The sequence below is a fragment of the Aequorivita todarodis genome, from assembly GCF_028561335.1.
GTDB lineage: Bacteria > Bacteroidota > Bacteroidia > Flavobacteriales > Flavobacteriaceae > Aequorivita > Aequorivita todarodis.
Genome location: NZ_JAQQTG010000036.1, coordinates 1 through 14,181 on the forward strand (window position 1 = coordinate 1; position 14,181 = coordinate 14,181).

At 42.0% G+C, this 14,181-nt stretch carries 13 protein-coding genes; 9 read left to right on the forward strand and 4 right to left on the reverse strand.

The features are described from left to right. Positions 1-146: 146 nt before the first annotated feature. The gene (locus POV26_RS10675) at positions 147-1,325 is read right to left on the reverse strand and encodes an acyl-CoA dehydrogenase family protein (RefSeq protein WP_272856460.1); all 1,179 of its coding nucleotides are present in this window, start codon (positions 1,323-1,325) and stop codon (positions 147-149) included. 199 nt (positions 1,326-1,524) lie between these two features. On the opposite strand from POV26_RS10675, the gene POV26_RS10680 reads away from it, so the two are divergent. Further along, a complete protein-coding gene (locus tag POV26_RS10680) occupies positions 1,525-2,079 on the forward strand; it encodes a hypothetical protein (protein WP_272856461.1) in 555 nt (184 codons plus the stop codon). Positions 2,080-2,128: 49 nt separating this feature from the next. On the opposite strand, the gene POV26_RS10685 is transcribed toward POV26_RS10680, so the two are convergent. From POV26_RS10685 to POV26_RS10695, 3 genes are all read right to left on the reverse strand, one after another. After that, positions 2,129-2,872, reverse strand: a complete 744-nt coding sequence (locus tag POV26_RS10685) for a tRNA1(Val) (adenine(37)-N6)-methyltransferase (RefSeq protein ID WP_272856462.1) — start codon at positions 2,870-2,872, stop codon at positions 2,129-2,131. Positions 2,873-3,003: 131 nt separating this feature from the next. Then, positions 3,004-3,528 carry a ribosome maturation factor RimM gene (gene rimM, locus POV26_RS10690; protein WP_272856463.1) on the reverse strand — a complete coding sequence of 175 codons (525 nt, stop codon included), beginning with the start codon at positions 3,526-3,528 and terminating at the stop codon, positions 3,004-3,006. Positions 3,529-3,560: 32 nt separating this feature from the next. Continuing rightward, the gene (locus POV26_RS10695) at positions 3,561-4,178 is read right to left on the reverse strand and encodes a 30S ribosomal protein S16 (protein ID WP_272856464.1); all 618 of its coding nucleotides are present in this window, start codon (positions 4,176-4,178) and stop codon (positions 3,561-3,563) included. Positions 4,179-4,417: 239 nt separating this feature from the next. Here POV26_RS10695 and POV26_RS10700 point away from each other — a divergent pair, with 239 nt between their 5' ends. The 8 genes from POV26_RS10700 (at position 4,418) to POV26_RS10735 (ending at position 13,796) form a co-directional block, all read left to right on the forward strand. After that, a complete protein-coding gene (locus POV26_RS10700) occupies positions 4,418-5,215 on the forward strand; it encodes a DUF6252 domain-containing protein (RefSeq protein ID WP_272856465.1) in 798 nt (265 codons plus the stop codon). Between the two features lie 188 nt (positions 5,216-5,403). Next, entirely contained in the window at positions 5,404-5,853 is a 450-nt protein-coding gene (locus tag POV26_RS10705; protein WP_272856466.1) for a ferritin-like domain-containing protein, read from the forward strand. Positions 5,854-6,130: 277 nt separating this feature from the next. Continuing rightward, positions 6,131-10,561, forward strand: coding sequence for a DNA polymerase III subunit alpha (dnaE, locus tag POV26_RS10710; protein ID WP_272856467.1), 4,431 nt, complete (start codon positions 6,131-6,133; stop codon positions 10,559-10,561). Positions 10,562-10,662: 101 nt separating this feature from the next. Then, entirely contained in the window at positions 10,663-10,980 is a 318-nt protein-coding gene (trxA, locus tag POV26_RS10715) for a thioredoxin (protein ID WP_045081305.1), read from the forward strand. A 182-nt stretch (positions 10,981-11,162) separates the two neighbouring features. Continuing rightward, positions 11,163-11,708, forward strand: coding sequence for a ClpP family protease (locus POV26_RS10720; protein ID WP_272856471.1), 546 nt, complete (start codon positions 11,163-11,165; stop codon positions 11,706-11,708). A 53-nt stretch (positions 11,709-11,761) separates the two neighbouring features. Continuing rightward, positions 11,762-12,226 (forward strand): copper resistance protein NlpE, encoded by a 465-nt coding sequence (locus tag POV26_RS10725; protein WP_272856468.1) that lies wholly within the window; start codon positions 11,762-11,764, stop codon positions 12,224-12,226. A gap of 108 nt (positions 12,227-12,334) precedes the next feature. Next, positions 12,335-12,796: a copper resistance protein NlpE gene (locus POV26_RS10730; RefSeq protein WP_272856469.1), complete on the forward strand. Its 462-nt coding sequence runs from the start codon at positions 12,335-12,337 to the stop codon at positions 12,794-12,796. Positions 12,797-12,866: 70 nt separating this feature from the next. Next, positions 12,867-13,796, forward strand: a complete 930-nt coding sequence (locus POV26_RS10735) for a DUF58 domain-containing protein (RefSeq protein ID WP_272856470.1) — start codon at positions 12,867-12,869, stop codon at positions 13,794-13,796. The last annotated feature ends 385 nt before the right edge of the window (positions 13,797-14,181 follow it).

Consider the following 14,181-nt stretch of genomic DNA (forward strand, 5'->3'; position numbering starts at 1 on the left):
ACAATTTAAGAAAGAAAAGTGCCTAAGAAAGGCCAACTTTGCGTCTAAATTTAAAATTACCAAAAAATCATCGCCATCAACCAAAAAATAAAAAACCGTCCCAATTAGATTATTGAGACGGCTTCTTAAAAAATCAGTTTATATTTTTACTGAAATGCATTCAACCCCGTAATATCCAACCCTGTAATTAAGAGATGAATATCGTGCGTTCCCTCATAGGTAATCACACTTTCCAGGTTCATCGAGTGGCGCATAATACTGTACTCGCCAGTGATGCCCATTCCGCCTAAAATCTGTCTTGCTTCTCGGGCTATGTTGATTGCCATATCCACATTGTTGCGTTTCGCCATTGAAATCTGCGCACTGGTTGCCGTTCCCGCATTTCGCATTACGCCCAAACGCCAAGCTAATAACTGGGCTTTGGTGATTTCGGTAATCATTTCGGCCAGTTTTTTCTGCTGAAGTTGGTATTGCCCAATGGGTTTTCCAAACTGAATTCGCTCTTTCGAATAACGAAGCGCCGTGTCATAACAATCCATCGCGGCACCAATGGCACCCCAAGCAATTCCATACCGTGCCGAATCAAGGCACCCAAGTGGCGCCCCCAAGCCTGATTTATTGGGAAGCAGGTTTTCCTTCGGGACTTTTACGTTGTCAAAAATAAGTTCGCCCGTTGCCGAAGCACGGAGCGACCATTTGTTGTGCGTTTCAGGGGTTGAAAAACCTTCCATCCCACGTTCAACAATTAAACCGTGGATTCTTCCTTCCTCGTTTTTTGCCCACACTACTGCAACCTGTGCGAAGGGTGCGTTGCTGATCCACATTTTGGCACCGTTTAAAAGATAATGGTCGCCCTTATCCTTAAAGTTGGTGGTCATCCCACCGGGATTACTTCCATGGTCTGGTTCCGTCAATCCGAAACAGCCCATCCACTCGCCCGAGGCCAATTTTGGCAAATATTTTTTGCGTTGTTCCTCGGTGCCGTATTTGTAAATCGGGTACATCACCAAAGATGATTGCACCGAAGCCGTACTGCGCACGCCACTATCGCCGCGCTCAATTTCCTGCATAATCAATCCGTAGCTAATTTGGTCAAGCCCCGCCCCGCCATATTCCTCGGGAATGTACGGACCAAAGGCACCAATCTCAGCAAGGCCGCTGATTATCTGTTCTGGAAATTCAGCCTTTTGGGCGTATTCCTCTATTATGGGCGATACGTCGCGCTTTACCCAATCGCGGGCAGCTTGGCGTACCAATTTGTGTTCATCGGAAAGTAATTCGTCAAGATTGTAATAATCGGGAGCTTCGAATAAATCTGGTTTCATCTATAAGTAATTTAAAGGAATACAAATGTAGAAATCACAACCATAAAGACCTACATTTTCAGGTAAAATTCCGCCACTAGTTTTTTATACGCTTCGGTATAATTGTGGCGTGAAGTTTCAATGGAATTTCTTCTTTCTTTTTAACTCTTGAAATAAAAATTTTCATAAATTTAATAGGTTCATTTATAAACTGTTTGATATGAAGAAGGCCTTGATTATTATCGGGATCGTAATTGGAATATTTTTATTACTTATTGTTATAGGCGGAATATTTCTAGTAAATAATGAATCTTCAGATTACAGAAGCCATTACAGCTACACGGATGCAGAATCTTTAAAAAAACAAATAAAGGAATCTGGAAACAATGCGATTGTTATCATTACCAGTCCAAGTTGTCCCGGTGTGCCAGAGTTTATGCCAAAGATTGAGAATCAACAAACATTGTTGGAACAACAGGATGCAGATGTCTATTATGTAGTAGATATGCTAAATAGGGAAACGAATGATTCGTTATTGACAACTGTTATAAACAAGTATAACATCCAATATAGCCCATTGATTATTGATCCATTAAAACATCCCTCGGGTAATTTATTCAATGCTTCTCGCAAATATGATACCTTCTTAAATGAATTGTGTGGTACTTGCAATGACGGCTCATTGGGGTATCCCTTCTATGTTTATTACAAAGCTGGAGAATATATTGATAAGTCCTATTTTTTGAACAATGAGATTTTAGAACGCTTGAATTGAATAATAAATAGGTTTTCGAAGATAAAACCTTACGGAATCAGACTTAGGTTTACATCTTCAAATAAAAATCTTGAACTAATTTTTTATAATCTTCAGTATAATTGTGGCGTGAAGTTTCAATGATAAGGTTTTCAATTTTTGGAGAAATCTTTTCAAAAGAAAACTCAAGCATGCTTCTTTTTTCTTCGGAAGTTTCAGTGCCGCGAACCCTACAAATACGCTTCGGAAAAAGATTTACTGCCGAAGCCATTTTTATGAAATTTTCCTCTTCCTTTCGAGGGATGATTACCGCAAAAATACCTGTGTCTGATAGCAAAAGGGAAGCACTTTCAATCAATTCATCAAAAGGAAGCGCATCGTTAAACCGAGCCAATTCTCTTGATGTATTATTTATGGGTTCTCCCCCCTCGGGGGAGATGCCGAAGGCAGAGGGGGACTGAAAAAACGGCGGATTGGAAATAATCAGGTCGTATTTGTCCTCAATTTCTTCAACAAACTCTTCCAAAGAAGCGTGGTAACAAAAAAGCCGATCGCCCCAAGGTGAGTTTTCAAAATTGTCAATGCACTGTTCATAGGCGTTTGGGTCAATTTCAAGTGCATCAATCAGTTCTGCGTTGGAGCGTTGCGCTAATTGCAAAGCGATAATGCCAGTGCCAGCGCCAATATCCAAAATTGAGAACGGATTGTTTTTTATGGAAACCCAAGCCCCCAGCAAAACTCCATCTGTGCCAATTTTCATGGCGCAACGGTCTTGCTCAATGGTGAATTGTTTGAATTTAAAAGGTTTGTTCATTTTTGGTATGAGGTATGAGGTATGAGGTATGAGGTGTGTGGTGTGTGGTAGGATGTAGTTGGTATATGACGTGATGTATTTTTAGTGATTTTATAGAATTCCAATCTCTTCAAACCTCATACCTCACTCCATTACAAGTACATTTCTATCAATCCTTCCGGCACGTCCAAAAGTATGGTCTTGGTTTCCCGGTCCACTTTTATTATGAAATGGTCTATCATCGGGATCAAAATTTCCTTTCCGTTGCGGTCAATTTCAAAAAGTGCTTGTGATGTGGTATCGTTAACGCCCGTAATTTTACCAATCTCTCCGAAAGATTCATCTTCGGCAGTAAAACCGACGATTTCGTGATAGTAGAATTTATTGCCCGTAAGTTTTGGAAGAAATTCCAAAGGCAGATAAAGATGTGCGCCAATCAAGGCATCCGCTTCGGCTTCGGTTTTTACCTCCTCAAAACGCACGCGCAACAGTTCGCTTTTGTGGAGGGAGCTTTCTTCAATAAAAAATGGAATCAGGTTTTTGCGTTGTTCCACAAAAACCGATTCCATTTCAGTAAAAAGTTCGGGTTCGTCTGTATCAAGTTTTATGAGCAGTTCCCCCTTAAAGCTATATTTTCTAACGATTTTGCCTAAGTAGAAGCAATTCTCCTTTTGCATAGCTTGTGCCCGCGCAGGCGGGTATCTAAAATTTATGCTTCTTTTTCGTCTTCCTTAGCTTCAGCAGCAGGAGTTTCCTCTTCCTTAGCTTCTTCAGCAGGAGCTTCAGTTGCTTCAGCTTCGGTAGCAGGAGCTTCTTCCGTTGCGGTTTCGGCAGCCTCAGTTTCAACTTCCTCGGATGCTTCCTCTGCAGGAGCGGCAGCGGCGGCGGCATCAGCAGCACGTTTGTCGCTCACAGCTTTTTCAGCCGCAAGTTTTTCAGCTTTTGCTTTTTCCTTAGCTTCGGAAAGTGTTGCTTTTTTGTGATCGATAGACCCTTTTTTAGATTCCAACCACTCGTTGAATTTTGCCTCGGCTTGTTCCTCGGTCAAAGCGCCTTTGCGAACGCCACCGGCAAGGTGGTTCTTCATTAAAGCTCCTTTGTAAGAAAGAATGGCACGGGCAGTATCTGTAGGCTGTGCTCCGTTTTGAAGCCACTTTACAGCGCTGTCCACGTCAAGGTCAATCTGTGCAGGGTTGGTTGTTGGATTGTAATATCCTATTTTTTCAAGGAATTTACCATCTCTTTTGCTACGGCTGTCTGCCGCGATGATCCAGAAATAAGGCTTCCCTTTCTTTCCGTGTCTTTGTAGTCTGATTTTTACAGGCATAATTTAAATTAATTTTTGGGGTTCCCGACCCCGGTTATAATTTTGTGAAACTCCATTTTAAAAGCGGCGTTAGCCCTTTTAAAATGGAAAGTTGAACAAACCCCGGATATTTTTTCCGGGGTCGCATCAACCCTTTCCTTTTTATCGGACGGCAAAGATAGTATATTTTCTTTTTGAAATTCAACCAATTAAAGTTTTTATTTTACATTTGTCAAAATCCCTAAAATAACCCTTAACCGATGAAAAATATTCTATTTGTTCTTTTAGCCGCTTTCTCCTTTATTTCCTGTGAAGATATAGAAACCAATGATGTTGCTTTGCAAGCCAATGTGGATAACAATTTTTACAAATCCACAGATGCGCGTGCAGCTTTAAATGAAGACGGCAGCCTTACCATTCAAGGGTTTACTGATGAGGAATCCCTTACGCTGCATGTTTCGCGCTTGGCCGAAGGAAATTTTACCATTGCCGAAGGACGCCCCAATTATGCCATTTTTGAAGATATTGGCGGAAATATTTACACGACAAGACCTAATGGGGAAGGCGTGATAACTATTTCGGAAGTGAACGAAGCGAACAAAACCATTTCCGGAATTTTCAATTTCAATGCTTTTCTTCCCGGCATAGACACAATATATGTTTCAAAAGGGACTTTGCACAACGTCTCTTATTCGGGCGGTGATATTATAGACCCGACCAACGCGGGCGCCTTCAGAGCCAAAGTTGATGGCAATCTGTTTTTGCCAATAACCGTAACTTCCCGAAACACGGGCAATACCATAATAACTTCGGGGAGCACGGCAAATGCCACTATTTTGATTTCAGTAACCGCAGATGTGGAGCCCGGAGAATACACTTTGCCTCGGGGAGGTTTTTCCGCAAAATTCCAAGGTGTTAACGGCCCGGAGACAACAGCTGAAGGTTTGGTGAAAATTCTTGAGCATGATACTACCGCTAAAACAATAAAAGGCACATTTTCGTTTATAACAAACAGGACCGAGATAACCGAGGGCCAGTTTGACGTTACATACAATTAACATTTCGTGGTCTTCTTCACGTTGAAAGGTTAAACCTTGTTAATTTACACTAAACTTAGGTTAATAATTCGTTGAAACCCCTTTATTCATGGTATATTAGGGTATATCCGAATGAAGTTGAACAGTTGTCTTTAGAGGAGTGATTATGTTGAAGAAAAACAACTGTATAATTTAAAACGAAAGAGATTATGAAGTTTACTGAAAAAATGTCGAACAAATTAAACGAACTGTTAGAGAAGAATTATGACGCCGAAAAGGGTTATAAGAAAGCTGCGGAAAAAGTGGATAACACAAAACTGAAGCAATTCTTTAACGAACAGGCCCAGAAAAGGTACGACTTCGGTCACGAAATTAAGACTGAAATCAAAAACTACGGTAAAACCCCTGAAAAAGGTGGAAGCACCAAAGGAGCAATCCACAGAACTTGGATGGACATTGAAACCGCCTTTTCTTCAAACAATGAAGAAACCATTTTAGGCGAAGTCCAAAAAGGTGAAAAAGCCGCTGTTGAAGAGTACAATGAAGTGATAAAAGACACTACATTGCCGCCCACCACACAGCAAATCCTGACCAAGCAGCGTGATACCATTCAAAACGCTTGGCAAAGTGCCAAAAACTTTGAAGCCGTAGTATCCTAATAATTTGAAAAAGAAGACCAAAAGACCGCTTTCGGAATTTCCGGAAGCGGTTTTTTTATTGTGAACAACTCGTGATAATTTAACTTCCCAAAAGCTGTTGGTTTTTCTATTTTTACTTCCTCAGTTAAGTGTTAAGTGTTAAGTGTTAAGTGTTAAGTGTTAAGTGTTAAGTGTTAAGTGTTAAGTGTTAAGTGTTAAGTGTTAAGTGTTCACGGCTCTTAACCCAAAATACTGAAATCAACAATCGTTAATCGTCAATCTAAAATCTTCAATTCCAATGTTTTTAATCTTTGATACAGAAACCACAGGTCTTCCCAAACGCTACAATGCGCCCGTAAGCGATAGCGACAATTGGCCGCGCTGTATCCAGATTGCGTGGCAGTTGCACGATGCTATGGGGAATTTGATAGAGCATCAGGATTATTTGGTGAAGCCAGATGGTTTCAACATTCCTTTTGATGCCGAAAAAATCCACGGAATTTCTACCGAATTGGCCACGGCCGAAGGAATTTCCTTGGAAGAAGTCGCTGAAAAATTTCAAGATGCACTTTCAAAAACCAAGTTCATCGTCGGTCAAAATGTAGATTTTGACGTAAACATTATGGGCGCGGAATTTTTCCGATTGGGAATTGAAAACCCACTGCCCAAATTACCCGTTTTGGACACCTGTACCGAAACCACCGCCCAGCTTTGCCAAATTCCCGGCGGGCGCGGCGGAAAATTTAAATTGCCTACTCTTACTGAGCTTCACGAGTTTTTATTTAACGAGCCTTTCGCCGAAGCACACAACGCTACGGCCGACGTTGAAGCAACTACCCGTTGCTTTTTGGAATTGGTGCGCCGCCAGATTTTTACAAAGGAAGAACTCGATGTGCAGCCGGATTACTTCGAAAACTTTTCCGAAGAAAACCCACAGCCCATTGAATTGATTGGGCTGGAGCATATAAATCTGAAAAAGACTTCTGACAGTATCCGAAAGCAAATGCAGGCCGCTTCGGATACCGAGCAAATTTCTTCCGAAGAATTAAAGGAAAACATCGCCACGCTGGAGGATGCACCTTTTGTTCATCTTCATAACCACTCGCAGTTTTCCATTCTGCAATCCACTTCCAGCACGATGGATTTGGTAAATGCCGCCGTTGAAAACAACATGCCCGCCGTCGCCCTCACCGATTCCGGCAATATGATGGGCGCATTCCACTTTGTGCAGGCCGTCGCCAATTACAACAAATCACTTGCGGATTTGCCCAAAAATGAAGAAGATGAAAATCCCCCACAACCCATAAAAGCAATTGTTGGCTGTGAATTTTTTGTCTGCGAGGACCATTTAAATAAAAACCATAAAGACAACGGCTACCAAATCGTGATGCTGGCCAAAAATAAAAACGGCTACCACAATTTGGCAAAAATGGCTTCCATCGCTTACACCGAGGGTTTTTATTACGTGCCGCGAATCGATAAAAATATAGTTGAAAAATACAAAGAGGACATTATCGTTCTCACGGGAAGCCTCTACGGCGAAGTGCCCGGAAAGATTTTGAACATTGGCGAAAACCAAGCCGAAGAAGCTTTGCTGTGGTGGAAGGAACAGTTCGGAGAGGATTTATATGTTGAGATTATGCGCCACAATCAGGAAGATGAAAGGCGTGTAAACGACGTGCTTATTGAAATGGCGCGGCGTAACAATGTAAAAATCGTAGCCTGCAACAACACCTATTATATAAAGAAGGAAGACGCCAACGCCCACGACATTTTGCTGTGCGTAAAGGATGGCGAAAAGCAGGCAACGCCCATTGGCCGTGGCCGCGGCTATCGCTACGGTTTGCCAAACCAGGAATATTATTTCAAATCGCAGGATGAAATGAAGGCTTTGTTCAAGGACCTTCCCGAAGCCATTTTGAATATTGAGGAAGTGGTTTCAAAAATCCAGCCCTTCTCTTTGCACCGCGATGTTTTGCTGCCCAATTTCGGCATACCGCAGGAATTTTTGAATCCCGAGGATATCGATGGCGGCAAGCGTGGCGAAAACGCCTATCTGCGCCATTTAACCTACGAAGGTGCCAAGAAACGCTACCCGGAATTATTGGAGGTTTCCTACGAAGCCTTGACCGATTTTGAAATTCCCGAAAATGCATCGCAGCGCGTAAAGGAAATTAAGCAACGCCTCGATTTTGAGTTGGAAGTAATTGCGAACACGGGCTATCCCGGTTACTTTTTGATTGTGCAGGATTTTATTGCGGAAGCCCGAAAAATGGGCGTTTCCGTTGGGCCGGGCCGTGGTTCGGCGGCGGGAAGCGCCGTGGCGTACTGTTTGGGAATTACCAATATCTGCCCGATTAAGTACGATTTGCTTTTTGAGCGTTTCCTAAATCCGGACCGTGTGAGTATGCCCGATATCGATATCGATTTTGACGATGAAGGCCGAAGCAAGGTTATGGATTATGTAATCAACAAATACGGCAGCAACCAAGTGGCGCAGATTATCACTTATGGTACCATGGCGGCAAAATCCTCCATTCGCGATACCGCACGGGTTTTGGATTTGCCGTTGAATGAAGCCGATCGTATTTCGAAATTGGTTCCAAATATGACTAAACTGAACAAAATTTTTGGTTTGAGCGATGCGGAATTGCGAAGCCGTTTCCGAAGTGATGAGCTTCCGAAGGTAAATGAACTTTTAAACCTTTCCGAAGGAAGTGATCTGGAAGCCCAAACCATAAACCAAGCGAAAATATTGGAAGGTTCCGTTCGCAATACGGGTATCCACGCCTGTGGTGTAATCATTACGCCCAGCGATATTACCGATTTTGTGCCCGTTGCCACGGCAAAGGATTCCGATCTGTACGTAACACAATTTGACAACTCGGTGGTGGAAAGTGCGGGCCTTTTAAAAATGGATTTCCTCGGTCTGAAAACCTTGACGCTTATAAAGGATACGGTAAAACTTGTAAAACACAAGCACAACGTTGATCTGGATCCGGATAACTTTCCGCTCGACGATGAAAAAACCTACGAGCTATTCCAAAGGGGAGATACCGTAGGAATATTTCAATATGAATCTGCCGGGATGCAGAAATATATGAAGGAACTGAAACCCACGGTTTTTGCAGATTTGATTGCGATGAACGCGCTGTACCGTCCGGGTCCGATGGAATACATTCCCAGTTTTGTTCGCAGGAAACACGGCGAGGAGGAAATTGAATATGACCTTCCCGAAATGGAGGAATATTTGAAGGAAACCTACGGAATCACGGTCTATCAGGAGCAGGTGATGCTTTTGTCGCAAAAGTTGGCTGGTTTTACCAAAGGTGAAGCAGACCAGTTGCGAAAGGCGATGGGAAAAAAACAAAAGGCGGTACTGGACAAAATGAAGCCGCAGTTCGTAGCCCAGGCCGCCGAAAAAGGCCACGACCCCGAAAAACTTGAAAAAATCTGGAAGGATTGGGAAGCCTTTGCGAGTTACGCTTTTAACAAATCGCACTCTACTTGCTATGCTTGGATTGCCTATCAAACGGCTTATTTAAAAGCCCATTATCCCGCGGAATATATGGCAGCGGTGCTTTCAAATAATATGAGCGACATAAAACAGGTAACCTTTTTTATGGACGAATGCAAGCGGATGGGATTGACCGTTTTGGGTCCCGATGTAAACGAATCCTTCCACAAATTTACGGTAAACGACCAAGGCGCCATTCGTTTTGGGATGGGCGCCGTAAAAGGCGTGGGCAGCAGTGCCGTGGCAACGATTGTTGAAAACAGAAAGGATGGAAAATACAAATCGGTTTTTGATTTGGCGAAGCGGATTGACCTGCGTTCCGCAAATAAGAAAGCTTTTGAAAATTTGGCACTTGCAGGCGGTTTCGACAGTTTTGAAACCCATCGTGCACAATACCTGCACGACGATGGCGATGGAGTGATGTTTATTGAAAAAGTACTTCGCTATGCGGCAAAATATCAGGAAACGCAGAATTCTTCACAGGTAAGTCTTTTTGGCGATGCCAGCGAAGTGCAAATCCCCGAACCCGAAGTTCCGCCCTGCGAGGAATGGGGCACCATGAAAAAGCTGAAGCAGGAAAAGGAAGTGGTGGGTGTTTATATTTCAGGTCATCCGCTGGATGATTTCAGAATTGAAATGGAAAGCTTTACCAATTGCAAGGTTTCGCATTTCAACCATTTGGAGGATTATCTCAATAAAGAACTGTGTTTCGGCGGCGTGGTCAGCGATGTGCAGCACAGGGAGTCAAAGGCTGGAAAGGGCTGGGCCATTTTCACCGTGGAGGATTATGAGGACAGCTACGATTTCAAAATTTTTGGGGAAGAGTATCTAAAGTGGCGCCATTTCTTGGTTCCGAATAGCTTTATTTATGGGCGTGTTTTTGTGAAAGAAGGCTGGACCAATCGCGAAACTGGTAAAAAGGGCGAGCCGCGACTTCAATACAACAGCATTCAGTTGCTTCATGACGTGATGGAAACCCATGGCAAAAAGTTGACCATCACCATACCTTTGAATGACGTAAAGGAAGGAAAAATAGATTCGCTTAAAAACCTTGTAAAAACCCACAAAGGTGAAAAGCAGCTGTTTTTTGTGGTTTATGAAAATGAGGAAAAAATACATCTCACAATGCCCAGTAGAAAACATAAAATAAACATATCAAAGGAATTGCTGGACGAACTGGATAGGGAGCAGCTGCATTATAAGTTGAATTGACAATAGAAATAACCAATACAATCATTTCCTAAACATATATTAACACTACGGCAAATCGAATAAAATTTAACTATTTTTGACAATCATTAAAAACAAAGATTATGGCATTAGAAATAACAGACGCAACATTTGAAGAAACGGTTTTAAAGAGTGACAAGCCGGTACTGGTTGACTTTTGGGCAGCCTGGTGCGGACCTTGCCGAATGGTAGGCCCCATCATTGAAGAAATAAGTAAGGAATACGAAGGCAAGGCCGTAGTAGGAAAAGTAGATGTGGATGCAAACCAAGAGTTTGCCGCAAAATATGGCGTGCGAAACATTCCGACCGTTTTGGTATTCCAAAATGGCGAAGTAGTGGGCCGTCAAGTTGGCGTTGCTCCAAAGAATGTTTATGCTGAAGCGATTGATTCACTTTTATAAAATATTTCAAAAAAGAAAAATTAAACAATAAAAGGCTTGGCGCATTGCTGGGCCTTTTGTTATTTTAGTGAAATAGTAAATCGCAGATTTACGTTATTGAACTAACCCCGCTGAATAGCGGGGTCTCTTTAAACAAATTTTGAACTTGAATTAAAATGATACCCGCCTTCGCGGGCATGACTATGGAAAAAACAAATAAAGTACAGGATAGAATAGATGGTAAATTACTGGAGGAACGCAAAGTGTTCCTTTGGGGAATGGTGGACGACAAAAGTGCGCGCCACGTTGTGGACAGGCTAATGTACCTCGATGCTTTGAGCCACGACGAAATAAAATTTTACATAAACAGCCCCGGTGGCTATGTTACTTCAGGATTTTCAATTTATGATACACTGCGTGAAATTAAAAGTCCGGTGTCAACCATCTGCACGGGTCTGGCAGCTTCCATGGGAAGCATTTTGCTTTCCGCTGGCGAAAAGGGAAAACGGTTTATCCAGCCGCACGCCCGTGTTATGATCCATCAGCCAAGTGGTGGTGCAAGAGGCGTTGCCAGTGATATAGAAATTACGGCACAGGAAATTTTAAAAACAAAAGAAATCAGCGCGCGTATTTTAGCCGAAAATTGCGGCCAGAAATTTGAAAAAGTGATGAAGGATTTCAATCGCGACCACTGGATGAGCGCGGAGGAGTCTGTGGAGTATGGCATCGTAGATAAAATTTTAAAATAAAAAACCAAACCACTATAGCGTAACGTAATTGTAAAACCAAAAATTTTTTAAATATGAAGAACTTAGCAGTATTATTAGGGATTGCGGCCCTCGTTTTGGTGGGTTGCAAAGACGGTGAAAAGAAAGAAGCCGTTTCGGAAGAAAATATGGAAACTGTGGATTCAACTACTGTAGATTCACACAATTCAGAAAATTCGTTGGATTGGGCCGGAGTGTATGAAGGCACCACGCACTGTGCGGATTGTGAGGGAATCAAAACCGTTTTGGAACTGCGAAAGGACAAGACTTTTATACTGTCTCAGACCTATCTAAGCGACTACGAAGAAAAAGAAAAGGAAATGGGGGAAGAAGGCAGTTTTTCTTGGGACGAAACGGGTTCAAAAATTATTCTAAAAACCAAGGATGGAACCATTCAATTTAAGGTTGGAGAAAACCAGTTGACAATGTTGGATATGTCGGGCAATCTGATTACCGGCGAATTGGCGGATTTTTATATTCTCAAGAAAAAACAGGAATAATTTTTTTGTGAATAGACCAAAAACTGCAAAAGGTGAAAATATTTGATAAAGAGGGATAAGGCCGAGGAAAGCTTTTCTAAAATTTTAAAAACTTCAAAGATTTAAAAAATGAAAAAAACAGCATTCGTATTTGTAATTGCAGCAATCACATTGGTAAGTTGCAAGAATGGCGAAAAAAAGGACACTCCCTCTGTGGAACCTATAGAAACTGGAGATTCGGCTATTGTTGATTCACATAATTCCGAAAATTCCCTTGATTGGGCCGGAATTTACGAAGGCACTACCCCCTGTGCGGATTGTGAGGGAATCAAAACCGTTTTGGAACTGAAGCGCGACAAAACCTTTACACTTTCGCAAACGTATTTAGGCAAGTCTGATAATGAGAATGAATTTACGCAGAACGGGGAATTTGTATGGAACCAAGCCGGTACTAAGATCCGTTTAAGATCTGAGGGCGAAGATTTTCAGTTTAAAGTTGGCGAAAACCAATTGTGGATGTTGGATATGAAAGGGAATACCATTGAAGGCGATCTGGCCGATAGGTATATTCTGAAGAAAAAGGGAGAATAATCCTTGATTATTGAAAAAAGATAAATGACCCTTCGTCCCGAAACCTATCGGGAGCGCTCAGGGTGACAGGATGAATATTGAAAAAGAAATAAACGAGATTACGGGTTTCAAAAACTTGGAACTGCTTGCAAAACAAGTGGTGGAAGGCTTTATTTCTGGCCTGCATAAAAGTCCGTTCCACGGGTTTTCTGCGGAATTTGCGGAGCATAAAATTTACAATAATGGCGAAAGCACCAAGCATATAGATTGGAAACTTTATGCCAAGACCGATAAACTTTATACCAAACGCTACGAAGAGGAAACCAACCTGCGCTGCCATTTGATCGTTGACAACAGCAGCTCGATGCATTATCCAAAGCTGAAGCAGTTCAATATAAACTCGTTGAACAAAATTGGGTTTTCAGTCTTAGCTTCGGCGGCCATCATGAATTTGATGAAACGCCAGCGCGACGCTGTTGGGCTGAGTATTTACAGTGATGATTATGATTTTTATGCTTCGGAAAAAGGCAGTGAGCGCCACCACCAAATGTTGCTTCAAAAGTTGAATGAGGCCTTGCTTTCTTCCGAAGAAAAATCGCAGACCAGAACCTATGAGCACCTTCATTTAATTGCCGAAAAATTGAAACGCCGTTCCTTGGTCTTTCTTTTTACAGATATGTTCCAAAGTGATGCCGAAGCCGAAAAACTTTTTGAGGCGCTTCAGCATTTAAAGTACAACAAGCACGAGGTAATCCTTTTTCACACTTTCGATAAAAAACGCGAAGTAAATTTTGATTTCAGCAATCGTCCCAAACGCTTTGTCGATGTTGAAACAGGCGAATATGTAAACCTATATGCCGATAACATCAAAGAAAATTATGAAAAGGCGGTTTCGGATTATTTTAAGGAACTTCAAATGCGTTGTGCCCAATACAGGATTAAGTACGTCCTCACTGATATCAACGAAAGTTTCAATAAGATTTTAACAACCTATTTAGTGGAGCGACAGAAGTTTGGATGATTTCAGTGTTCAGTGTTCAGTGTTCAGTCGCAGGTTGCAGTTTGCAGTTTTCACAAGTATGATTTTATAAGTAGCGATTGAGATAAATGACTCAAAGCAATTAATTAATTTTTTTTAAAAAAATAGTTTGCGGAAATGAAATGGAGTGGTATATTTGCCACCGCTTAATACGGCAAGGGAGTAGTCCCAAAATGTATAATAACAATTTTTCACTTTGCCCAACTGTTGTTGGGGTCTTCCGAAAGGGAGGTTGAAAATTTGGTCTGGTAGTTCTCCCGATAGTTATCGGGATGGTTAGAATACCTGATGATAGAAATAGATTTGCCTATATCTTTAAATAGGCTGTAGCAATATTAACAATCGACTGTTGTCGGTTCCCGTTTTA